The 23,110-nt window shown below is 67.4% G+C and carries 23 protein-coding genes; 13 read left to right on the top strand and 10 right to left on the bottom strand.

Annotation, left to right across the window (positions count from 1 at the left end; genetic code table 11):
* Positions 1–7 precede the first annotated feature (7 nt).
* The 3 genes from yidC to rpmH are packed head-to-tail and all read right to left on the bottom strand — an operon-like array spanning position 8 to position 2,385.
* Complete coding sequence (gene yidC / locus FHR66_RS16120; protein WP_160967159.1) at positions 8–1,750, bottom strand: membrane protein insertase YidC; 1,743 nt, start codon at positions 1,748–1,750, stop codon at positions 8–10.
* Between the two features lie 18 nt (positions 1,751–1,768).
* The gene (gene rnpA / locus FHR66_RS16115) at positions 1,769–2,206 is read right to left on the bottom strand and encodes a ribonuclease P protein component (RefSeq protein WP_160967161.1); all 438 of its coding nucleotides are present in this window, start codon (positions 2,204–2,206) and stop codon (positions 1,769–1,771) included.
* A gap of 38 nt (positions 2,207–2,244) precedes the next feature.
* Positions 2,245–2,385, bottom strand: coding sequence for a 50S ribosomal protein L34 (rpmH, locus tag FHR66_RS16110; RefSeq protein ID WP_003469983.1), 141 nt, complete (start codon positions 2,383–2,385; stop codon positions 2,245–2,247).
* A 261-nt stretch (positions 2,386–2,646) separates the two neighbouring features.
* On the opposite strand from rpmH, the gene dnaA reads away from it, so the two are divergent.
* From dnaA to FHR66_RS16050, 12 genes are all read left to right on the top strand, one after another.
* Positions 2,647–3,987, top strand: a complete 1,341-nt coding sequence (gene dnaA / locus FHR66_RS16105) for a chromosomal replication initiator protein DnaA (RefSeq protein ID WP_160967163.1) — start codon at positions 2,647–2,649, stop codon at positions 3,985–3,987.
* 277 nt (positions 3,988–4,264) lie between these two features.
* A complete protein-coding gene (gene dnaN, locus FHR66_RS16100) occupies positions 4,265–5,365 on the top strand; it encodes a DNA polymerase III subunit beta (protein ID WP_160967165.1) in 1,101 nt (366 codons plus the stop codon).
* A 472-nt stretch (positions 5,366–5,837) separates the two neighbouring features.
* On the top strand, positions 5,838–6,938 hold the full coding sequence (recF, locus tag FHR66_RS16095) for a DNA replication/repair protein RecF (RefSeq protein WP_160967167.1): 1,101 nt from the start codon (positions 5,838–5,840) through the stop codon (positions 6,936–6,938).
* Positions 6,939–7,050: 112 nt separating this feature from the next.
* On the top strand, positions 7,051–9,513 hold the full coding sequence (gyrB, locus tag FHR66_RS16090; RefSeq protein ID WP_160967169.1) for a DNA topoisomerase (ATP-hydrolyzing) subunit B: 2,463 nt from the start codon (positions 7,051–7,053) through the stop codon (positions 9,511–9,513).
* A gap of 79 nt (positions 9,514–9,592) precedes the next feature.
* Complete coding sequence (locus FHR66_RS16085; RefSeq protein WP_167087948.1) at positions 9,593–10,438, top strand: CPBP family intramembrane glutamic endopeptidase; 846 nt, start codon at positions 9,593–9,595, stop codon at positions 10,436–10,438.
* A 68-nt stretch (positions 10,439–10,506) separates the two neighbouring features.
* Entirely contained in the window at positions 10,507–11,313 is an 807-nt protein-coding gene (locus FHR66_RS16080; RefSeq protein ID WP_160967171.1) for a M48 family metallopeptidase, read from the top strand.
* Between the two features lie 147 nt (positions 11,314–11,460).
* The gene (locus FHR66_RS16075) at positions 11,461–12,654 is read left to right on the top strand and encodes a tetratricopeptide repeat protein (RefSeq protein WP_160967172.1); all 1,194 of its coding nucleotides are present in this window, start codon (positions 11,461–11,463) and stop codon (positions 12,652–12,654) included.
* A gap of 152 nt (positions 12,655–12,806) precedes the next feature.
* Positions 12,807–13,481 carry an energy transducer TonB gene (locus tag FHR66_RS16070; RefSeq protein WP_167087946.1) on the top strand — a complete coding sequence of 225 codons (675 nt, stop codon included), beginning with the start codon at positions 12,807–12,809 and terminating at the stop codon, positions 13,479–13,481.
* A gap of 96 nt (positions 13,482–13,577) precedes the next feature.
* Entirely contained in the window at positions 13,578–14,342 is a 765-nt protein-coding gene (gene exbB / locus FHR66_RS16065; RefSeq protein WP_160967176.1) for a TonB-system energizer ExbB, read from the top strand.
* A 40-nt stretch (positions 14,343–14,382) separates the two neighbouring features.
* Positions 14,383–14,808, top strand: a complete 426-nt coding sequence (locus FHR66_RS16060; protein WP_010340666.1) for an ExbD/TolR family protein — start codon at positions 14,383–14,385, stop codon at positions 14,806–14,808.
* Positions 14,809–14,811: 3 nt separating this feature from the next.
* Positions 14,812–15,225 carry an ExbD/TolR family protein gene (locus FHR66_RS16055; RefSeq protein ID WP_026143210.1) on the top strand — a complete coding sequence of 138 codons (414 nt, stop codon included), beginning with the start codon at positions 14,812–14,814 and terminating at the stop codon, positions 15,223–15,225.
* A 315-nt stretch (positions 15,226–15,540) separates the two neighbouring features.
* Positions 15,541–15,954 (top strand): ExbD/TolR family protein, encoded by a 414-nt coding sequence (locus FHR66_RS16050; RefSeq protein ID WP_160967177.1) that lies wholly within the window; start codon positions 15,541–15,543, stop codon positions 15,952–15,954.
* A gap of 174 nt (positions 15,955–16,128) precedes the next feature.
* Here FHR66_RS16050 and FHR66_RS16045 read toward each other — a convergent pair whose 3' ends face one another.
* The 3 genes from FHR66_RS16045 to cls form a co-directional block, all read right to left on the bottom strand.
* Positions 16,129–16,881: a pyridoxine 5'-phosphate synthase gene (locus FHR66_RS16045; protein ID WP_160967179.1), complete on the bottom strand. Its 753-nt coding sequence runs from the start codon at positions 16,879–16,881 to the stop codon at positions 16,129–16,131.
* 14 nt (positions 16,882–16,895) lie between these two features.
* The gene (locus tag FHR66_RS16040) at positions 16,896–17,162 is read right to left on the bottom strand and encodes a hypothetical protein (protein ID WP_160967275.1); all 267 of its coding nucleotides are present in this window, start codon (positions 17,160–17,162) and stop codon (positions 16,896–16,898) included.
* Between the two features lie 110 nt (positions 17,163–17,272).
* Entirely contained in the window at positions 17,273–18,745 is a 1,473-nt protein-coding gene (gene cls, locus FHR66_RS16035; RefSeq protein WP_160967181.1) for a cardiolipin synthase, read from the bottom strand.
* A 392-nt stretch (positions 18,746–19,137) separates the two neighbouring features.
* Here cls and FHR66_RS16030 point away from each other — a divergent pair, with 392 nt between their 5' ends.
* Positions 19,138–20,223, top strand: a complete 1,086-nt coding sequence (locus FHR66_RS16030) for a PA0069 family radical SAM protein (RefSeq protein WP_160967183.1) — start codon at positions 19,138–19,140, stop codon at positions 20,221–20,223.
* Between the two features lie 158 nt (positions 20,224–20,381).
* Here the strand turns inward: FHR66_RS16030 and FHR66_RS16025 are convergent, their stop codons facing one another.
* From FHR66_RS16025 to FHR66_RS16010, 4 genes are all read right to left on the bottom strand, one after another.
* A complete protein-coding gene (locus FHR66_RS16025) occupies positions 20,382–21,089 on the bottom strand; it encodes a 2OG-Fe(II) oxygenase (protein ID WP_160967185.1) in 708 nt (235 codons plus the stop codon).
* 162 nt (positions 21,090–21,251) lie between these two features.
* Positions 21,252–21,863: a hypothetical protein gene (locus FHR66_RS16020; RefSeq protein WP_160967187.1), complete on the bottom strand. Its 612-nt coding sequence runs from the start codon at positions 21,861–21,863 to the stop codon at positions 21,252–21,254.
* A 166-nt stretch (positions 21,864–22,029) separates the two neighbouring features.
* Entirely contained in the window at positions 22,030–22,302 is a 273-nt protein-coding gene (locus FHR66_RS16015) for a hypothetical protein (RefSeq protein ID WP_160967189.1), read from the bottom strand.
* Positions 22,303–22,504: 202 nt separating this feature from the next.
* Positions 22,505–23,017 carry a hypothetical protein gene (locus tag FHR66_RS16010; protein ID WP_237475322.1) on the bottom strand — a complete coding sequence of 171 codons (513 nt, stop codon included), beginning with the start codon at positions 23,015–23,017 and terminating at the stop codon, positions 22,505–22,507.
* Between the last annotated feature and the right edge of the window lie 93 nt (positions 23,018–23,110).

Here is a 23,110-nt window from a genome sequence, read left to right as displayed (position 1 = left end):
GTCGTGTTTACTTCTTCGTCTTGACCGTTGGCTTGCCGCCACCGCCGCCACCGCCACCACCGCCGGCGGTCGCCGGTTCGCCGTGGCGCTTGGTCATCCACCACTGCTGCAGCAGACCCAGCGAACCGTTGGTGACCCAGTACAGCACCAGACCCGACGGCACGAAGGCCATCATCACGCCGAACACCAGCGGCATGAACTGCATCATCTTGGCCTGCACCGGATCCATGCCCGGCGACGGCGTCAGCTTCTGCGTCAGCCACATCACCGCCACGTTGATCACCGGCAGGATGAAGTACGGATCGCGCGCGGTCAGGTCCTGGATCCAGGCGAACCACGGCGCCTGACGCAGTTCCACCGACTCCACCAGCACCCAGTACAGCGCGAAGAAGATCGGCATCTGGATCAGCACCGGCAGGCAGCCGCCCATCGGGTTGATCTTCTCCTTCTTGTACAGCTCCATCATCGCCGTCTGGAACTTCTGCTTGTCGTCGCCGTAGCGCTCCTTGAGCTGCTGGATGCGCGGCTGGAACTTGCGCATCTTGGCCATGCTCTTGTACTGCGCGGCCGACAGCGGGTACAGCATCAGCTTCAGCAGCACCACCAGACCGACGATCGACCAGCCCCAGTTGCCGAGCAGGTTGTGCAGGTGGCTGAGGATCCAGAACAGACCCTGGCCGAGCAGCGCCATCAGCGAGAAACGGCTGTAGTCGACCACGCGGTCGAGGCCGCGCACGTTCTCCTTGGCGATCTGGCTGACCAGCTTCGGGCCGACCCACAGCCGCGCCTCGGTGCTGGCGGTGGCGCCCGGCGCCACGGTGAAGCCCGGGCCGCGCGCTTCGATCACATGCCGCGGGCCGTCGTTGGACAGCACGTACAGCGCCTGCTGGTCGGCCTGCGGAATCCAGCCGGTGAAGAAGTGGTGCTGCAGCAGCGCGATCCAGCCACCGGAGATGGTCTGGTTGAGCGGGCCGTCTTCCAGGTAGTCCTTGAACGCACGACGCTGGTAGCCATCAGCCGGGCTGAACCAGGTGGCGCCGTTGAAGCTGAAGGAATCCGGATTGGTCATGCCGCGGCTGACGATGGTCGGCACCCGGCTCAGCTTGCGGAACACGTAGCCCTGCCAGGGCTTGCTGCCGTGGTTGACGACCTCGTCGCGCACCTGCACGGCGTAGTGGCCGCGCTGCAGGGTGTAGATGCGACGGATCGTGACGCCGTCCGGGCCGTTCCACACGAACGGCACCTGCAGGCTGTCCTGGCCCTTGGCCAGCACGTAGTCCTTGCCCGGCTGCTCGGGGCGGAAACCGCCCGGGCCCGGCGACGGCGAATTGCGCTCGCCGACCCAGCCGCTGGTGGCGGTGTACGGATGCGCCGCATCCTCGGTCAGCAGCTGCACCGGCGGGCTGCCGGGCTGCTTGGTCTGCGGGAACAGCAGCAGGTCGGCGTCGAACACGCTGCGGCCGTCCAGGGTCAGACGCAGCACGTCGGTGGTGACGGTGACCCGCGGCGCGGCGCTGGCGGCAGCGGTCTCGGGCGTGGTGCTGGCCGGCGCGGTGCCGGGCACCGTGGCCTGCGGAACGGCCGGCGCATGCGTGGCGCCGGCATCGGCGTCCTGCGCCGGCGGCACCGTGGTCGCCGCCGCGACCGTCGCCGCGTTGGCGTTCGGCGCGTGTTCCTTGTTCCATTCCATCCACAACAGCGCCGCGACCATCAGCCAGGCGAAAATCAGGAAAAGGCGGGTCTGGTTCATCGGACAGGCAAGCTCGGCTCAGCCAGAAGCAGGTTCTGACGTGGATGTGGGGGAAGAAGGACGATCGGGCGGCGGCATTGTGCCGTCCGCGGCCGGGGCCGGCAATGCGCCGGCGCGACGCAGCAGGCGGAGATAGGCCTGGCGCAGTTGATCGCCGCTGGCCTGGGCGGCGGCGCTGCGCGCCACCACCACGTAATCGCCAGGCGCCAGCCACGGCAACAGCTGCCGCGTGGCCTCGCGCAGCACGCGCTTGATGCGATTGCGCACGACCGCGCGCTTGTCGACCTTGCGCGACACTGCAAGACCCAGCCGCGCCGGGTGCGGCGCACTGCGCCAGTGCAGGCTCATCAGCGGCTCGGAACAGCGGCGCGCGGCATCGAACACGACGCGGTATTCCGCAGACGTGCGAACCCGCGCAGAGCGAGGAAATCGCCTACGCGGGTCGGGATGATTCACGGTCCGGATTGCAGGCGCCGCCTGGGGCGGCGAAGCAATCAAGCGCTCAGGCGCTTGCGGCCCTTGGCGCGGCGACGGGCCAGGATCTTGCGGCCGTCGGCGGTGGCCATACGGGCACGGAAGCCGTGGTCGCGCTTGCGCTTGAGGTTGCTGGGCTGGAAGGTGCGCTTGGTGGCCATCGGGGCGCTCTGATCTGAATGGGGCGGAAAGAACCGGAAATTCTATAGGACCACTCACGCCGCGGTCAACTCCCTGTATTGACCGCGGGAGAGGACGGCAGCACCCGGCCTGTGGATGGATCTGTGAATAGCCGTGGGAAAACCATTCCCGACCCTGCGCGCCGGTGGTAGTCTGATCCATCCGCTTTCCTCTCCCACCGGCCGAATGCGCCGCGCCCGAGCGCGCCCTTCATGCCCGGTCTATCGACGAATTTAGATCTGATGGATGCTTGGCCCCGTTGCCTGGAACGTCTGGAAGCCGAATTTCCAGCCGAGGACGTTCACACTTGGTTGAAACCGCTGCAAGCCGAACAGCGCCATGACAACAGCATGGTGCTGTACGCCCCGAACGCCTTCATCGTCGAGCAGGTGCGCGAGCGCTACCTGCCGCGCATCCGCGAGCTGCTGACCTATTTCGCCGGCAGCGGCGAGGTGCTGTTGCAGGTCGGTTCGCGCCCGCGCGCGCCGGAACCGGCTGCCGCACCGCCCAGCGAGAGCGCGGCCGCACGCACGCCGGCACCTCCGTTGCTGGAGCCGTTCGCCGGCAACCTCGATTCGCACTACACCTTCGCCAACTTCGTCGAAGGGCGCAGCAACCAGCTCGGCCTGGCCGCGGCGGTGCAGGCCGCGCAGAAGCCCGGCGACCGCGCACACAACCCGCTGCTGCTGTACGGCGGCACCGGCCTGGGCAAGACCCACCTGATGTTCGCCGCCGGCAACGCCATGCGCGAGCAGAATCCGAATGCGCGGGTGATGTACCTGCGCTCGGAACAGTTCTTCAGCGCGATGATCCGCGCGCTGCAGGACAAGACCATGGACCAGTTCAAGCGCCAGTTCCAGCAGGTGGACGCGCTGCTGATCGACGACATCCAGTTCTTCGCCGGCAAGGACCGCACCCAGGAAGAGTTCTTCCACACCTTCAACGCGTTGTTCGATGGCCGCCAGCAGATCATCCTGACCTGCGACCGCTATCCGCGCGAGGTCGAAGGGCTGGAGCCGCGGCTGAAGTCGCGCCTGGCCTGGGGCCTGTCGGTGGCGATCGATCCGCCCGATTTCGAGACCCGCGCGGCGATCGTGCTGGCCAAGGCGCGCGAGCGCGGCGCGGAGATCCCCGACGACGTGGCGTTCCTGATCGCCAAGAAGATGCGCTCGAACGTGCGCGATCTGGAAGGCGCGCTCAACACGCTGGCGGCGCGCGCCAATTTCACTGGCCGCGCGATCACCACCGAGTTCGCCCAGGAGACCCTGCGCGACCTGCTGCGCGCGCAGCAGCATGCGATCGGCATCCCCAACATCCAGAAGACCGTGGCCGACTACTACGGCCTGCAGATCAAGGATCTGCTGTCCAAGCGGCGCACGCGCTCGCTGGCGCGGCCGCGGCAGGTGGCGATGGCGCTGACCAAGGAACTGACCGAACACAGCCTGCCGGAGATCGGCGACGCGTTCGCCGGGCGCGACCACACCACCGTGCTGCACGCCTGCCGGCAGATCAAGCACCTGATGGAGACCGACGGCAAGCTGCGCGAGGACTGGGACAAGCTGATCCGCAAGCTCAGCGAGTGAGCCCAGGCGGGACTACCGGGGGGCCGCTTGATAAATCGGTGCATGACTTCGCGACAAATCCGGGAGAAACTGTGGATAAAGCGCGACGCGGCGGCGACGGCAAAACTACCCACAGGTTTCCCCACCAGTTCCGGGGCAGTAGTACACGGGATTGAGGGCGTGAAAAATCTTTTGTTTTCAGTGGGTTGAGCTACATTTGCACCGAATTTCGCTCTACCATCACCACCAAGCTTTTGATTTATTCCACATCTTTTAAAGCATAGGGGCACGGAACCACATGCGTTTCACACTGCAGCGCGAAGCCTTCCTCAAGCCATTGGCGCAAGTCGTCAATGTGGTCGAACGCCGCCAGACCTTGCCGGTTCTGGCCAACTTCCTGGTGCAGGTGCAGGGCGGGCAGCTGTCGCTGACCGGTACCGATCTGGAAGTGGAAATGGTCTCGCGCATTGCGGTCGACGATGCCCAGGACGGCGAAACCACGATCCCGGCGCGCAAGCTGTTCGAGATCGTGCGCGCCCTGCCCGACGGCAGTAAGGTCACCGTGTCCCAATCCGGCGACAAGATCACCGTGCAGGCCGGGCGTAGCCGCTTCACCCTGGCCACGCTGCCTGCCAACGACTTCCCGTCGGTCGACGAAGTGGAAGCCACCGAACGAGTGGTGGTGCCGGAAGCGGCGTTGAAGGAACTGATCGAGCGCACCGCGTTCGCGATGGCGCAGCAGGACGTGCGCTACTACCTCAACGGCCTACTGTTCGACCTGCACAACCAGACCCTGCGCTGTGTGGCCACCGATGGCCATCGCCTGGCGCTGTGCGAGACCGAACTGGAGAACGCCGGCGGCGCCAAGCGCCAGATCATCGTGCCGCGCAAGGGCGTGACCGAACTGCAGCGCCTGCTGGAAGGCGGCGAGCGCGAAGTCGAGCTGGAAGTCGGCCGCGCACACGTACGGGTCAAGCGCGACGATGTCACGTTCACCTCCAAGCTGATCGACGGCCGCTTCCCCGATTACGAAGCGGTGATTCCGATCGGTGCCGACCGCGAGGTCAAGCTGGATCGCGAGATCCTGCGCGCGGCGCTGCAGCGTGCGGCGATCCTGTCCAACGAGAAGTACCGCGGCGTGCGCGTGGAAGTCTCGCCGGGCCAGCTGAAGATCAGCGCGCATAACCCCGAACAGGAAGAAGCGCAGGAAGAAGTCGAAGCCGACACCAAGGTCAGCGACCTGGCGATCGGCTTCAACGTGAACTACCTGCTCGATGCCCTGTCCGCACTGCGCGAGGAGTTCGTGGTGATCCAGCTGCGCGACGCCAACTCGTCCGCGCTGGTGCGCGAAGCCAGCAGTGCCCGCTCGCGTCACGTGGTGATGCCGCTGCGTCTCTGACGTTTCGCTTCGTGTTCCACGTGGAACACGCGCGGAAAGCGACCCGGCCTTGTGCCGGGTTTTCTTTTTCTGTGGGCGGATGGGTCCGAGCGCCGAGATCACACATCGACGCAACCTGACGTGCGGCCCCCTCATCGTGGCGGCAGGTACGGAGGCGCTGCTACGCCTGGCTGCGCGAGCTCAGGACCAACTGCGCCGACATGGGAAGCAAGCTCCTTTGTCGGTCCGCCGGCAAACAGAGCGAATAGCGACGTTTTCGCCTGCTCCAATTGCGCCCTGCTCGATCTCCCTTCCGCAGTTCGGCCGACAAGTCTCCGGCGTCAGCCCGAAGCATTCCGGTCCATCGCACTGCGAGCTGGTGCCCGGCGCACCGGCTGCACAACGCCAACCAGCCGTTTTGGGTATGCTGCCGCCCTCCCCCTGACCCCGATCTGCGTGCGCCCGGCGCGAGCGCTTTCGCCTCCATTCCCGCATGCACGTCTCCCGCCTCGATTTTCACCATCTGCGCAGGTTCGCGACGCTCGAGCTGGCGCCTGCGCCCGGGCTGAACCTGATCACCGGCGACAACGGCGCCGGCAAGACCACGGTTCTCGAGGCGATGCACCTGATGGCCTATGGGCGGAGCTTCCGTGGCCGGGTGCGCGACGGACTGGTCAGCCAAGGCCAGGAAGCGCTGGACGTCTTCGTCGAATGGCAGGAGCAGTCGGGCGAGGCCGGTGCGACACGTCGGCGCCGCGCCGGACTGCGTCACAGCGGTCAGGAGTGGCGTGGCCGCCTCGACGGCCAGGACATCGCCCACCTCGGCACGTTGTGCGCAGCGCTGGCGGTGGTCACCTTCGAGCCGGGCAGCCATCTGCTGGTCAGCGGGGGGGGCGAGCCGCGGCGCCGCTTCGTCGATTGGGGCTTGTTCCACGTGGAACCTGACTTCCTGTCGCTGTGGCGGCGCTACGCGCGAGCGCTCAAGCAGCGCAACGCCCTGCTCAAGAGCGGCGGCAGCGGCGCGGCGCTCGATGCCTGGGACCACGAACTGGCCGAGTCGGGCGAGCCGCTGACCTCGCGCCGCCAGGACTACCTGGACCGGCTGCTGCAGCGCCTGCTCGCCCTCGCCCCTGAGCTGGCGCCGACGCTGGGAATCGCACATCTGCAGTTCGCGCCCGGCTGGCGCCGCCAGGACGTCTCGCTTGCCGATGCCCTGCTGCTCAACCGCGAGCGCGACCGGCAGCTCGGCTACACCTCGGCCGGCCCGCACCGCGCCGACTGGAGTCTGAGCTTCTCCGAGATCCCCGGCCGCGACGCCCTCTCCCGCGGCCAGGCCAAGCTCACCGCGCTGGCCTGCCTGCTGGCGCAGGCCGAGGACTATGCCGCGCAACGCGGCGAATGGCCGGTGATCGCCCTGGACGATCTGGCTTCGGAACTGGACCGGCACCACCAGGGGCGTGTGCTGGAGCGTCTGCGGGCCGGACCCGCCCAGGTCTTCGTCACCGCCACCGAAACCCCGCAAGCGCTGGCCGATGCCGGACTGCCGATTGCGCGGTTCCACGTGGAACATGGACAAATCCTGGTTCCCTCCTAGGCCGCCACGGGGGCAGCCGCCCGGGCTGCTATAATTTCCACCAATCCCCTATCCAGCGGCGCGAACCGGCCCCGGCCTCTCTTCGCCGCCTCGTGGAGCCTACGGCACCCGCATGACCGACGAACAGAACACCCCGCCCAGCAACGGCAACTACGACGCCAACAGCATCACCGCCCTGGAAGGCCTGGAGGCGGTCCGCAAGCGGCCCGGCATGTACATCGGCGACGTCCATGACGGCACCGGTCTGCATCACATGGTGTTCGAGGTCGTCGACAACTCGATCGACGAAGCCCTGGCCGGGCATGCCGACCATGTCGCGGTGACCATCCACGCCGACGGTTCGGTGTCGGTGTCCGACAATGGCCGCGGCATCCCGGTCGGCAAGCACGCGCAGATGAGCGCCAAGCTCGGCCGCGAGGTCTCCGCCGCCGAGGTGGTGATGACTGTCCTGCACGCCGGCGGCAAGTTCGACGACAACAGCTACAAGGTGTCCGGCGGCCTGCACGGCGTGGGCGTCAGCGTGGTCAATGCGCTGTCGGAGAAGCTGCTGTTGGACGTGTTCCAGGGTGGCTTCCACTACCAGCAGGAATTCAGCAACGGCGCGGCCGTGGCCCCGCTGGCGAAACTGGGCGAAACCAGCAAGCGCGGCACCACCGTGCGCTTCTGGCCCTCGGTGGTGGCCTTCCACAACAACGTGGAGTACCACTACGACATCCTGGCCCGGCGCCTGCGCGAGCTGTCCTTCCTCAATTCCGGGGTCAAGATCGTGCTCGCCGACGAGCGCGGAGAGGGCCGCCGCGACGATTTCCACTACGAGGGCGGCATCCGCAGTTTCGTCGAGCACCTGGCGCAGCTGAAGACCCCGCTGCACCCGAACGTGATCTCGGTCACCGGCGAGCACAACGGCATCACCGTGGACGTGGCGCTGCAGTGGACCGACTCCTACCAGGAGACGATGTACTGCTTCACCAACAACATCCCGCAGAAGGACGGCGGTACCCACCTGGCCGGCTTCCGCGGCGCGCTGACCCGCGTGCTCAACACCTACATCGAGCAGAACGGCATCGCCAAGCAGGCCAAGATCAACCTGACCGGCGACGACATGCGCGAAGGCATGATCGCGGTGCTGTCGGTGAAGGTGCCGGATCCGAGCTTCTCCAGCCAGACCAAGGAAAAGCTGGTCAGCTCCGACGTGCGCCCGGCGGTGGAAAACGCCTTCGGTGCGCGTCTGGAGGAGTTCCTGCAGGAGAACCCCAACGAGGCCAAGGCCATCGCCGGCAAGATCGTCGATGCCGCCCGCGCCCGCGAGGCCGCGCGCAAGGCAAGAGACCTCACCCGTCGCAAGGGCGCGCTGGACATCGCCGGCCTGCCCGGCAAGCTGGCCGACTGCCAGGAAAAGGATCCGGCGCTGTCGGAGCTGTTCATCGTCGAGGGCGACTCGGCAGGCGGCTCGGCCAAGCAGGGCCGCAACCGCAAGAACCAGGCGGTGCTGCCGCTGCGCGGCAAGATCCTCAACGTCGAGCGCGCGCGCTTCGACCGCATGCTGTCCTCCGACCAGGTCGGCACGCTGATCACCGCGCTGGGCACCGGCATCGGCCGCGACGAGTACAACCCGGACAAGCTGCGCTACCACCGCATCATCATCATGACCGACGCCGACGTCGACGGCGCACACATCCGCACCCTGCTGCTGACCTTCTTCTACCGGCAGATGCCGGAGCTGATCGAGCGCGGCTACGTCTACATCGGCCTGCCGCCGCTGTACCGGCTCAAGCAGGGCAAGCAGGAGCTGTACCTGAAGGACGACAACGCGCTCAACGCCTATCTGGCCAGCAGTGCGGTCGAAGGCGCGGCGCTGGTCCCGGCCAACAACGAGCCGCCGATCACCGGTGCGGCGCTGGAAAAGTTGCTGCTGCTGTTCGCCAGCGCCAACGAAGCGGTGGCGCGCAATGCGCACCGCTACGACCCGGCGCTGCTGACCGCGCTGATCGACCTGCCGCCGCTGGACGTGGCCCAGCTTGAGGCCGAGGGCGAGGCGCATCCGAGCCTGGACGCGCTGCAGGCGGTGCTCAACCGCGGCAGCCTGGGCTCGGCGCGCTACGCGCTGCACTTCGAACGCGGCAACGAGCAGAAGCCGGCGATGTTGAAGGTGATCCGTCGCCACATGGGCGAAGAACTCACCAGCTGGGTGCCGATGGCCGCCTTCGAGAGCGGCGAACTGCGGGCTCTGCGCGAGGTCGCGCTGGCCCTACATGGGCTGGTGCGCGAGGGCGCGCAGATCGTGCGCGGCAACAAGGCCCAGGCCATCAGCAGCTTCGCCCAGGCGCATGCCTGGCTGTTCGAAGAAGCCAAGAAGGGCCGCCAGATCCAGCGCTTCAAGGGCCTGGGCGAAATGAACGCCGAGCAGCTGTGGGAGACCACGGTGAACCCCGACACGCGCCGCCTGCTGCAGGTGCGCATCGAGGACGCGGTCGCCGCCGACCAGATCTTCAGCACCTTGATGGGCGATGTGGTCGAACCGCGCCGCGACTTCATCGAGGAAAACGCGCTGAAGGTCGCCAACCTCGACATCTGACCGCGGCGGTTCCCGCCCCTGGCCTGCGCCGGGGCGGGCGTCCCGTTGTGCCTTCCGCCCGCTTCCGCCCTGGATCGCGATGACCGCACCGCCGTTGCCCGTCCCCCCGCTGCCGTTGCCTTCCACGCCGCCGGCCCGCCCGCGCCGGCCGATTCTCGGTTTTTTCCTCGACGTGCTGCTGGCGGCGGTGGTGCTGCTGGCGGTGAGCGTGCTGTGCGGCCTGGTGTGGGGCGTGATCCGCGGCGCCCAGCTGGCCATGGAGTTGAAGGCGCAGGGCATCCCTGCCGATCGCCTGGCTGCGCTGGTGGCGCAGCAGGTCGGCCAGCCGGGCGCGCTGGCGCAGCTGTTGATCGCCCTGGTCAGCACCCTGTCCGCGGCGCTGCTGCTGTACTTCCTGCGGCGGCCGGCCAACGCCGCCGAGCGTCGCGCCTCGTGGCAGGCCGCGCGCCTCCCGTCGACCTGGGGCTGGGTGCTGCTGGTCGCGGCCGGGGTGTTCTTCGGCAGCGCGGTGATCTCCGCGCTGGCCGCGCAGATCGGCATCAAGCCGGTGCCGACCAACCTGCCGCTGATGCAGGAGGCGATGGCGCAGATGCCGTTGTTCCTGATCGTGTTCGCGGTGGTGATCGCTCCAGCCTACGAAGAACTGCTGTTCCGTCGCGTGCTGTTCGGGCGGCTGTGGGATGCCGGCCGGCCGCGGCTGGGCATGCTGCTCAGCGGCGCCGCCTTCGCCCTGGTGCACGAGGTGCCGGGGACCACCGGCAACAGCCTGGCCGCAACCGCACAGCTGTGGCTGGTCTATGGCGGCATGGGCGCGGCGTTCGCCTGGCTGTACAAGCGCACCGGCACCTTGTGGGCGCCGATCGCCGCGCACGGGCTCAACAACGCCCTCGCGGTCGCCGGCCTCTATTGGTTTGGCGCAACCTGAAGGTTTGTTTGACGAAATGTTAAGACACGGGCCCCCACACTGCGACGCGTGTTAGGAGGGGGGACCGTATGAAGCAAGTGGTACTTGGCGCGTCGCTTGCGATGCTGCTGGCAGCGTGTGCGACGACGACATCGCCAACCGGGCGGACCCAGGTCGTGGGCGGCATCTCGCAACAACAACTCGACCAGATGGGCGCGCAGGCGTTCGCCGAAGCCAAGGCCAAGGAACAGCTGGACACCGATCCCAAGCGCAACGCCTACGTGCGCTGCGTGGTCAACACGCTGGTCGCGCAGTTGCCCGCCGAATGGCGTGGCACCGGCTGGGAAACCGCGCTGTTCAACGACAAGGAACCCAACGCGTTCGCCCTGCCCGGCGGCAAGGTCGGGGTCAACAGCGGCATCTTCAGCGTGGCCAAGAACCAGGACCAGCTCGCCGCCGTGCTCGGCCACGAGATCGGCCACGTCATCTCGCGCCACCACGAAGAACGCATCACCCGCCAGCTCGGCGCGCAGGCGGGCCTGAGCGTGATCGGCGCGCTGGCCGGCGCGCGCTACGGCCAGGGCGCGGCCGACACCGTCGGCCAGGTCGGCGGCATGACGGCACAGACGCTGTTCCTGCTGCCGGGCTCGCGCCAGCAGGAAACCGAGGCGGACATCGTCGGCCAGCGCCTGATGGCGCAGGCCGGGTTCGATCCGGCGCAAGCGGTGGATCTGTGGAAGAACATGATGGCCGCCGGCGGCGACCGTCCGCCGCAATGGCTCTCCACCCACCCCGATCCCAGTGCACGCATCGGCGAGCTGCAGCGCGACGTCGCCGCGCTCGAGCCGGTGTATGCGCAGGCGCGCAGCGCCGGCAGGACGCCCAAGTGCGGCTGAGTCGGTCGTCGTCCCCGCGCCTGTCACGGAAAACGCATCTAAAAACGTTTTCACGGCGTACAGGTTTCTGATAGGTTTGCTGGCTCGGCCGAGGAATGGCCGCTCCGTCTTCCGTGCCGCTCCGGGCGGTTTCCACCGAGGTGACCCATGAAATTCCGCATCCGCAAGCAAGCGTTGTTGTCCCTGGTGATCGCAGGTGCCCTCGGTGGCGCGGTGGTGACCGATGCCGCAGCGCAGAGCGATCGCTCCGACCACCGCTCCTCGCGCAACGCGAAGACCGAGAAGGCGGCGGTGCTGTTCCCCAACGCCGAGCGCAAGGAGCCCAACGGCAAGCCGTCGTCCAAGCTCGGCAGCAAGCTGCAGAAGCTGATCGACACCTACAACAAGGGCGAGGACTACGCATCGGTGCGCACCCAGGCCGATGAGATCCTGGCCAACAGCGGCGCCAACGAGTACGACAAGTCGCTGGCCGCGCAGCTGGCCGCGCAGGCCGCCTACAACCTCGACGACAGCAAGGCGGCGCAGGCGTACCTGAAGCAGGCGATCCAGTTCAACGGCCTGGACAACAACGGCCACTTCCAGTCGATGCTGATGCTGGCGCAGTTGCAGCTGCAGGACGACCAGACCGCCGAAGGCCTGGCCTCGCTGGACAAGTTCCTCGCCGAGTCCAAGTCGACCCGTCCGGAGGACCTGATCCTCAAGGGCCAGGCCCTGTACCAGGCGCAGCGCTACCAGGAAGCGATCCCCGTGCTGAAGCAGGCGATCGCCGCCTCGCCGGAGCCGAAGGACAGCTGGAACCAGCTGCTGATGGCGTCCTACGCCGAAGCCGGCCAGACCGGTGAGGCGGTCAAGGCCGCCGAGGCGCTGGCCGCCAAGTCGCCCAACGACAAGAAGACCCAGCTCAACCTGGCCAGCATGTACATGCAGGCCGACCAGATGGACAAGGCCGCAGCGGTGATGGACAAGCTGCGTGCCGCCGGTCAGCTGACCGACGAGAAGGAATACAAGCAGCTGTACTCGATCTACGCCAACACTGAGGGCCACGAAAAGGACGTCATCGGGGTCATCAACGAAGGCATGCAGAAGGGCATTCTGAAGCCGGACTACCAGACCTACCTCGCCCTGGCGCAGTCGTACTACTACACCGACCAGCTGCCGCAGGCGATCGAGAACTGGCAGAAGGCCGCGCCGCTGTCCAAGGACGGCGAAACCTATCTGAACCTGGCCAAGGTGCTGCATTCGGAAGGCCGCATTGCCGAAGCCAAGCAGGCCGCGCAGCAGGCACTGGCCAAGGGCGTCAAAAAGCCGGAAGACGCCAAGAAGATCATCAACCTGAAGTAGCACGCAAAAAAAGCCCCCGACGACCAGTGCTGAAAGTAGTGCAGGTAACAGGGATTGGTATAAGCTTGGAGGTTCCTGCGGTGTCATCCCCGCGTGAACTTGGGTTCCGCTCCACAGCGAAATCCGCCCCCCATTAATCGAGTCATTGGCGCATGACGGAACAACTGGTCATCCATCGGCATTACGACAAAGATGACGCCTCCGGCCTCAGCTGGCCGCGCATCATCGGTATTGCCTTCGTAATCGCGCTGCACCTTGCAGCGCTGATGTTGCTGCTGATTCCAGCCGTTGCGCCCAAGGCAGTGGCGGAGAAGGAACGCAACATCATGGTCACCCTGGTGGACGCACCGCCGCCGCCTCCCCCGCCGCCGCCGCCGCCGCCGAAGCCGCCGGAAACGCCGCCGCCGCCGGTGAAGAACCTGGCGCCGCCGAAGCCGACCCCGCTGCCGCCGCCGCCGGAAGCCCCGGTGATCGACGTGCCGGAACCGCGTCCGAACGACGTGGCCACCCCGCCGTCGCCGCCCGCGCCGCCGTCGCAGCCGACCGACATCGGCGCCAGCGTCGATATCTCGTCGAAGAACATGAATCCGCCGAAGTATCCGCCGGCCGCATTCCGCTCGGGTGCGCAGGGCGAGGTGATCCTGATCATCGATGTCGATGCGAATGGTAACGTGACGAACGTTGCCGTCGAAAAATCCAGCCGCAACCGCGACCTGGACCGCGCCGCCATGGAAGCAGCGCGCAAGTGGCGGTTCAACGCCGCTACGGCCAATGGACAGAAGACCGCCGGCCGCGTCCGCGTCCCGGTCAACTTCGCGCTGAACTGATACAAAGGCACGTGGGCCTGCGCACCGCAGGTCCACCCGCCCTGTCTACTCTTTGCACCACCCTCATCACCACCACACACAACAAAGGTACGCGTCATGCTGCAGGAAATTTTCATTGCCGCCGCTGCGGGGGGCAACAACGCGTCGAACGCCCTGTCGCAGATGGGCTTCGAGCACCTCATCACCGAAATGACCTCCAAGCCGGGTGACTTCGCCGTCTCCTGGGTGGTGCTCATCACCCTCATCATCATGTCGGCCTCGTCCTGGTACTGGACGATCATCAACATCTTCCGCGCCACCCGCCTGAAGAGCCAGGCCGACCGCGTCACCAGCCTGTTCTGGGACACCCCGAACGCGCAGGACGCCATCCGTGCGATGGAAGAGCAGCCGGCTTCCGAGCCGTTCTCCAAGATCGCCCTGGACGCTGCGCAGGCCGCCGCGCACCACCAGCGCGCCGAAGCCGGTGCCGGCAATGGCCTGGGCGAGACCCTGAGCCGTTCGGAGTTCGTCGACCGCGCCCTGCGCCAGGCCGTGACCCGCGAAAGCACCAAGCTGCAGTCGGGCATGACCCTGCTGGCGACCGTCGGTGCGACCGCGCCGTTCGTCGGTCTGCTGGGTACCGTGTGGGGCATCTACGGCGCGCTGATCAAGATCGGTGCCACCGGCTCCGCCTCGATCGACGCCGTGGCCGGCCCGGTCGGTGAAGCGCTGATCATGACCGCGATCGGTCTGTTCGTCGCGATCCCGGCCGTGTTCGCCTTCAACTTCTTCAGCAAGGTCAACAGCTCGGTGATCGCCAAGTTCGACACCTTTGCTCACGACCTGCACGACTTCTTCGCCACCGGCTCGCGCGTTCGCTGATCCCGGCTAAGTCGTCCACGCAACGTTAACGGAGCCCGTTATGGCTTTCAGTAGTGGTAACAGCGGCGGCCCCATGGCCGACATCAACGTCACGCCCCTCGTGGACGTGATGCTGGTGCTGCTGATCATCTTCATCATCACGGCACCGCTGATGTCCCACAAGGTCAAGGTGGAACTGCCCCAAGCCAACTTGAAGCAGGATCCGGACAAGGACGACAAGCGTTCGAATCCGATCACGCTGGCGGTCAAGGAAGACGGGTCGCTGTACTGGAACGATGAGCCGATCTCCAAGGAAGCTTTGGAGTCGCGCTTCTCGACCGCCGCACAGCAGACCCCGCAGCCGCCGCTCAACCTGCGTGGCGACCGCACCACCAAGATGCGCACGATCAACGAGATCACCAAGATCGCGCAGAGTCAGGGCATGCTGGACGTCGGTTTCGTTGCGACCAAAGAGAAGGGGAACTGAGCCATGGCGTTCAGCTCAGGAGGCGGCCGTGGTCCCATGGCCGACATCAACGTCACGCCGCTGGTCGACGTGATGCTGGTGCTGTTGATCATCTTCATCGTGACCGCGCCGATCATGACGTACCCGATCGACGTGGATCTGCCGCAGCGGGTCATCAACCCGCCGCCGCAGTTGCGCGATCCGCCGCCGCCGATCGATCTGCGGATCGATGCGTCGAACCAGGTGTTCTGGAACAACAGCCCGGTGGCAGTGACTGCGCTCCCGCAGATGATGGAAAACGAAGTCCAGCGCGATCCGACCAACCAGCCGGAACTGCGCATCGATGCCAATCCGGATTCCGAGTACGAAGTGATGGCCAAGGTGCTGGCCGCCGCCAAGAATTCGGACATGAAGAAGATCGGCTTCGTGCAGCAATAAGCTTCACCGCAATTCGCTTCACCGCAACACCTCAGTCATGACGCGACTGCAAACGCCACCGGCAACGGTGGCGTTTTTTTATGCGCGTCGATTGCCTGCTGTCTGCCCATTCGACGCTGTCGCCGTGTGGTCCAGCGCGATGCGCCGTCCGCCTCGCTGTACACATCGCGCGGCTGACGGCAGCTGCGCCCGGGCGACCGGATTGGTTCGCCATCCGCAGCGAGGCCACGCCACGCCGCTGTCGCCATCCCTCGCACACCGCTGCGTCGCGGGTGTAGGCTGGGTCCGCAACACCACACCCACAGGAGGCTGGCCATGGCGTTCAGTGCTGCAGGGAATCGGGGACCGCTGGCGGAGATCAATGTCACCCCGCTGGTCGATGTGATGCTGGTGCTGTTGATCATCTTCATCGTCACCGCGCCGATGCTGACGCGCACGATCACCATGGACCTGCCGCAACGAACGTCGGCGCCATCCACGCCTTTGCCGCCGCCCGACCCGATCCAGTTGCGTCTGGATGCCAGCGGCCAGCTGTTCTGGAACGCCGCGCCGCTGCCCTTGCGCGATCTGCAGCCGCGCCTGCAGGAGGCGATGGCGCAGGCGGCCGGCAACCCGCCCGAGCTGCGCATCGACGCCAGCCCGGATGCGGAGTACGCGGCGATGGCCAAGGTGCTTGCGGCGGCGAAGAACGCCGACGTGCAACGGATCGGTTTCGTCCAGGCGCACTAGTCGGCGCGGCTGTAGCGCGCGTCAGCAGCGATGCTGGCGCGCGTGAGGTTCCGTGCTTGTCGGACTCCAGCCCGGTGGCGTGCCGAGCCTGGTTTCACGCGCATCGCGGACGTTGTGCGGCGGTCGCCGCATGCGGCTGCGATCAGGGCAGCGCAGCTAGGGTCTAGCTAGCGGCTACCGGTTCGCGTCCAGAACCGCCAGATAGGCCTTCACCGTCGCATCGAGCCCGGCGTACAGCGCCTCGCCGATCAGCGCGTGGCCGATCGACACTTCCAGCACCTGCGGCACGTGCGCCAGGAACGCGCCGAGGTTGGCCTGGGCCAGGTCGTGGCCGGCGTTGACGCCCAGTCCGGCGGCCTGGGCGCGGCGTGCGGCGGCCGCGAAGGGCGCCGCCGCGGCGCTGTCGCCCTCGTCCCACGCGGCGGCATAGGGGCCGGTGTAGAGCTCGATGCGGTCGGCGCCCAGTTCGGCCGCCACCGCCAGGTCAGGATTGTCGGCATCGACGAAGAGACTGACGCGGCAGCCCAGCGCCTTCAGTTCGGCAATCAGCGGACGCAGGCGTTCGCTGTCGCGACCGAAATCGAAGCCGTGGTCGGAGGTGAGCTGGCCGTCGCCGTCGGGCACCAGGGTCGCCTGCGCCGGACGCGTCTGCGCGCACAGGGCGATCAGCCCCGGATAGCCGGGCCGCGGCGGGGCGAACGGATTGCCCTCGATGTTGAATTCGACGCCGCGCTCGCGGGTCAGCGCGGCCAGCGCCAGCACATCCTCGGCATGGATGTGGCGCCGATCCGGGCGCGGGTGCACGGTGATGCCGTGCGCACCGGCATCCAGGCACGTACGCGCCGCCTCGAGCACGCTGGGCAGGTCGCCGCCGCGCGAATTGCGCAACACCGCGATCTTGTTGACGTTGACGCTGAGCTTGGTCATCGCCGGCGTGCCGCTTACGGCGCTGAGGCGTCGTCGCTGGCGGCGGCCGCGGCGCGGCGCGCCTCGGCCTGCTCGCGCAGCCGGCGCAGTTCGGCCGGATCGATCATCGGCATCGCGTCGCGCTGGCTGGCGTCGCCGATCTTCGCCACGTACCAGCCGCGTGCCCAGGCCAGCAGGAAAGCCAGGGCGGCCAGCAGGCTCACCACCAGCAACCACATGTGCGGCGTCGTGAACGCCAGAACGAAAACACCCAGCGCGAGCGGCAGAAAGAGCCAGTACATGACGATCTCCCCAAGGATGGCGCAGTGTAGCGCCGCCGGGCGTGCCGGTTCCACGTGGTGCACGGCCGGCGCGCCACGGTCCGGGCGCGGGGGCACCACGATGGTCGCGGCTACAACAGCGGCGAGGTCAGTCGCGCCACCGCCTCCGGCAGCCGGTAGCGCCACAGCGAGCGCTTGCGGTCGTCGCGCACGCGCACCGCGTCGGCCATCTCGCCTTCCAGCAGTTCGGCTAGCTGCCGGGTCAGGCCGCGGTCGCGGAACAGCGTGGCGACCTCGAAGTTGAGCCGGAAACTGCGATTGTCGAAGTTGGCGCTGCCGACCAGGCACAGGTCCTCGTCGGTGATCAGCGCCTTGGTGTGCAGCATGCGCGGGCCATACTCGTAGATCCGCACGCCGGCCTGCAGCAGTTCGTCGAAGTACGAACGCGCGGCCAGCGTCACCAGCCGCGAGTCGCTGCGCTTGGGCACCAGCAGGCGCACGTCCAGCCCGCCCAGCGCCGCCGAGGTCAGCGCCATGCGCGCGGCCTCGCCCGGCACGAAATACGGCGTGACCAGCCACACCCGCCGTTGCGCCTCGTAGATCGATGCGACCTGCAGGCGATGGATGCTCTCCCACGACGAGTCCGGCCCCGACACCAGCACCTGCGCCTGGATGGTGCCGGCGTCGCGGCTGGGCATGTCGTTGGGCCAGATCCGCGCCATGTCGAAGGCGTCGCGGCCCTGCCGGGTGGCGTACAGCCAGTCCTCTACGAACACCAGCTGCAGGCTGCGCACCACGTGGCCCTCGCAGCGGACGTGCAGGTCGCGGTAGGCGTCTGCGCGCAACGCCTCGTTCTCCTCGTCGGTGACGTTGATGCCGCCGGTGAAGGCGATGCGCCCGTCGATCACCACGATCTTGCGGTGGGTGCGCAGGTTGACCCAGGGCCGCTTGAACTTGAACGGCCGCAGCAACTGGGTGGGATGGAACCATGCCACCTCGGCGCCGGCCTCCAGCAGCGGCCGCAGGAAGCGCTTGCGCACCTGCGAGGAGCCGACCGCATCCAGCAGCAGGCGCACCCGCACGCCGGCGCGGGCGCGCTCGACCAGCGCATCGCGGATGCGCGTGCCGGTGCGGTCGGGGTTGAAGATGTAGTACTCCAGGTGCACGTGGTGCTGCGCCGCGCCGATGTCACGCACGATCGCCTCGTAGGTGGCCGCGCCGTCGACCAGCCATTGCACCGCGGTGGCCGAGCTCGGCGCCAGGCCGGTGGTGGCCTGGGCGATCTTGGCCAGCTCGGTGCAGTCGGTGTCCGGCGGACACACGCTGCTGTAGTGCTCCATGCCCGAACGCGAACGGCCGCGGCGCAGGCGCTGCCGCTTCACCTTCTGTGGGCCCAGCAGGTAGTAGATGACGAAGCCCAGGTAGGGCAAGGCGGCCAGCGACAGCACCCAGCTCAGCGTCGCCGCCGGCTCGCGCTTCTGCAGCACGATCCAGCCGCTCAGCCACAGGATGTACAGCAGGTAGGCGGCGGTGACGTAGGCGCCGATGTGCGGGATGCCGGTCAGCCGGTCCCAGGTGTTCTGCAGAGTCGCGATCACGAGCATCGGCGGATTCTAGAGGGTGCGGTAGCCGTTGCGGCGATGGCGATGCCGGTGCGGGTCTTCGGCGACCGACCAGATCGCGCGCGGTTGCTGTCGGGCTTGCTGGTGGCGACCCGTTCTGCGAACCGGCGCGGCACTTCATGGTGTATGCCACGTGTTCGCGGCAGCCGCGTGACGCCTGTCGTATCGCGTTCGCGAGCGACGGGTTCCGCTCCGGCGAACGGCGACATCGTCGCGACCGGTCGGCATGGAGCGTCGATCGGCTGCGTTGCCGTCGCGCTCGATGCCTGCACGAGCCGCGCATGTGGCCATACGGCAGGCATCGGTCTGAAAGATTCAGCGCACCGGCGCACGCCGTCGCATCCGCCGAGACGGCCGGCGCGTAGCCTATGCCGATGAGCACTGCCATCAAGGGCCGCGGCGCCGGCAGCCACCTGCCTGGCCGCTTCGAACGGACCGTCAGCCAGGCCGAGGACGACGGCTGGCACCCCGACGACAGCGAGGAGTTCGCCGAACCGCGCCTGCGCACCCAGGTGAGCGAGGAGACCGCGCGCAGCATCATCAGCCGCAACCAGTCGCCAGACGTGGGGTTCGCGCAGTCGGTGAACCCGTACCGCGGTTGCGAGCACGGCTGCAGCTACTGCTTCGCCCGCCCCAGCCACGCCTATCTGAACCTGTCGCCGGGGCTGGATTTCGAGACGCGGCTGTTCGCCAAGACCAATGCCCCGGAGCTGCTGCGCCGCGAACTGGCCAAGCCCGGCTACGTGCCCAGCCCGATCGCACTGGGCATCAACACCGACGCCTACCAGCCGATCGAGCGCAAGCTGCAGCTGACTCGGCGCCTGATCGAGGTCTTCGCCGAGACCCGCCACCCGTTCTCGCTGATCACCAAGAACGCGCTGGTCGAGCGCGACCTGGATCTGCTGGCGCCGCTGGCCCGCGATAACCTGGTCAGCGTGCACTTCTCGGTGACGTCGCTGGACCCGCGGCTGTCGGCCAAGCTCGAGCCGCGCGCCTCGGCGCCGCACGCACGGCTGCGGGCGATGCGGGCCCTGCACGAGGCCGGCGTGCCGGTCGGGGTGATGGTGGCGCCGGTGATCCCGTGGATCAACGACCATGCCCTGGAAGCGGTGCTGGAGGCGGCCCGCGACGCCGGCGCCGAGTCCGCCGGCTACGTGCTGCTGCGCCTGCCGCACGAGGTGGCGCCGCTGTTCCGCGACTGGCTGCAGGCGCATCATCCCGACCGCGCCGCGCATGTGATGAGCACGGTGCAGCAACTGCGCGGCGGCAAGGACTACGACAGCACCTTCGGCAAGCGCATGCGTGGCGAAGGGGTCTATGCCGACCTGCTGGCGCGGCGCTTCGCGCTGGCGCACAAACGGCTGGGCTATGCCCAATCCCCGCGCCGCCGCCTGGATTGCAGCCACTTCGTCAAACCGCTGCCGCCACGACCGCCATCGCCGCAGGGCGAGTTGTTTTGAGCGGGGATTGGGGATTCGGGATTGGGGATTCGTAAAAGCTGCTTTCTTGGCAGCTGGATTGCAGTGGCTGCGTCAGGCCGCCGCGCCACGCCGCTCTTGCGAATCCCCAATCCCGAATCCCCAATCCCTGCTTTTGACGAATCCCCAATCCCGAATCCCTACTCCCGGCCGTAAAGCGCCTGCGCCGACTGGAACAGGATCCAGCTGGTGGCGATGAACTTGTCGCCGCGCTGCGGACGGTTGCCGCGGTGGGTGTGGGTGAAGGCGGTGGGGGCGATCAGCAGGCTGCCCGCACGCGGGGCGATCTTGCGGCGCTGGAACAGGAATTCGGTCTCGCCCTCTTCGAAATCGTCGTTGAGGTACAGGGTCCACAGCAGGTGTCGGTGCAGGGTCTCGGCGCTCGGATCGCGCGGATACAGTTCGCAGTGCCAGTACGGATAGCCGCCCTCGCCCGCCTCGTACCACTGCAGGTTGATCGCGCCCGGACGCAGGCAGGTACGGGCCAGGTTGGACAGCGCGGCATCGTCGAGCAGGGCGAAGTCGTCGGCACCGAGCCGGTGCGGCTGGCCATCGGCGCCCGGCACCTGCAGCATCAGCGGCGAGATCAGGGTCTGCGGGTACTTGCGCAGATAGCCGAGCAGCCCGCCGAAGACGGCCTGCTGCAGCCGCTGTTCCACGTCGCGCCACGGTTCCAGGCCGCTGATGCGCAGGTCGCGGCTGCGCTTGAGCTCGGGGAACACGCCGCTGCCGACCTCGCCGGGCCGCAACTGGGTGCTGCCGCGCAGGCGGCGCAGGATGGCGGCGCAGTCCTCGCGGGACATGGCGCCCTCGAACACTTCGATGAAATCGGGATGCGTGTCGGACATCGCGCGACCTTACCAGCGATCTGCCGGCGCCGCAGCTATGCGGACGCCCGTGCGCATGTTGCCGGCAGAGGACGGTTTGCCATGCCCGGCCGCGCCGAGGTTCGCCCCAGCGGACCTCGGCCCGCAGTGGCGCACCTCGCCCCGCGAACGCCACTGCCGGGTTCAGCCGACGTCGGCCGCCGCTCCCTCGAAGATCGTCAGGTGTGGGGCCAACTCGGTGAACAGCAAATAGTCCCAATGCATGTACAGGAATTCGGTGCCGTCCGGGAGCCGTCGAAGTCCGAAGCGTCTATCCGAACCGTCGACCAGACGACCCCAGCCAAGCAACTTTTCCGCCTGCAGGATCAGGTGTTCGGTGGTGATCGCGGCGACGCTGCAGACGCGACCGCCGCGCTCATCCAGAAAAGCCTGCACCGTGAGGTGCGGATAGCTCAGGCCAAGCTCAGGATGCCTGATCGCCGCCAGGCGCTTTTCGTATTCGGTCTCGGCACCGCTCGGCTTGCGGTAGCGGATGGAAAAGGTCCTGCGGTCCTGACCCCATTGGACTCGGCTTGCGATGCTGCGCATGCCGATGCGGTTACCCACGACCTGCCATGCGTCGATCCCGGCCAAGGTGTCCAGATCGCGCGCGAGCGCGGTGTCCACGTTTGCCTCGACCAGATGCAGTTCGCCCCCGCCGATACGTGGGTGCGAAGCGATGTGCGGCCAGACCCGAGTCTGAAAATCCAGCGCGCTCTGGGAAAGATTATGCTGGAACTCCGACGGAACTTGCATCTCCGCACTCCCGTGCGTTCAACGACCGCGCATGATGCTAAGCGCCAGTCGCGCGTCCGACCGGCCGTGGCGAGGATTTGTCTACTGCGATCCTGCTGAAGAGCGCTTGCCGATGCTACCGCGATGCAGGATGCAGAGAGGTCCGCTTGCCGGGTGTGGGGTTCCGCTAGGGTTCCTTCGACTGCGCAGGATTACCGCGGATCGCGATGCCCAGCAGCGCCAGCCACACCGCCAGCGCAAGCAGGGTCGGCAGCTCGAAGCGGCTGGAGTTGTACAGGGTGAAGCTCCTGGCGGCGAAAAACAGCACAGTCCACAGCGCCAGGTTGACCAGCACGATCCGCCGCCGCCAGCGATGGCGGGTGAACAGCGCGATGACGGTGGGCATCAGCGCGACCGGTGCGGTGGCGAAGAAGAACAGCACGACAAGGGTCTGGTTCATGGTTTCCTCCCACCCGGGACGACCCGGTGCACGCGACGACCGCCGGCCATCAGTGCGTTCCGCGCTCGCCGGACGCCGCTACCCTACCGCAGCCAGGACGCTAGGCGATGGCCGACGCGCCGCCGGCGGTGCAAATCGGTTTGTCGTCGCGGCGGACGGATCTGTCATGCGCCAGAACGCACGCGAACGCGTGGATGCAGCCTCAGTGCGCCGCACTCGCTGGCCAGACCCGATCGACCAGGTCGCCGACCTCCATCGGCGACTGTTCGCCTTCGGCGGCACGCTGCCACGCCGCTGGCCATGGGCCTTGGCGCTCGGTCGGCGGCGCGTCCCACAGCGTGACGTTGAGCGCGAACACCACTACGCCGCCCTTGGCCTGGAACGGCGGCACGCGCTCCAATGCGGTGACCAGCGGGTTCGCCACCGCATCGGGAAGTGCGGGTGCCAGATCCAGCCAGACCCGGGAACGGCCGCCGGGGCGGACGGCCACGGCCACGAAGCCGGCTGCGGGCCGTGGCGCACCGACCCGCGCAAGTTCGCGCGACGCGGTGGCATTGAGCGCCTTCACATATGCCGCGAGCGCGTCGACGTTCTCGGCGCGATCGCGCATCACCGATTCGGGTTGCAGCAGCATGAGGTTCTGCATGCGAAAGGGTTCGGCAGCGGACAGCAGCCCGCTCCACAACCCCGCCACCAGCATCACGCACCAACGCATCGGAACCTCCTTGTTCGTCTCGGTTGCATCCTGCCGCATCGCCGCGCGCCGGCCAGGGGCGCGACCATGCCGGCGATGCGGTACCGACTATAC

This window comes from Xanthomonas sp. F4 (genome assembly GCF_011761895.1).
Note: the sequence above shows the minus strand (reverse complement) of the source record. Positions and strands in the feature narration are given on the sequence as shown.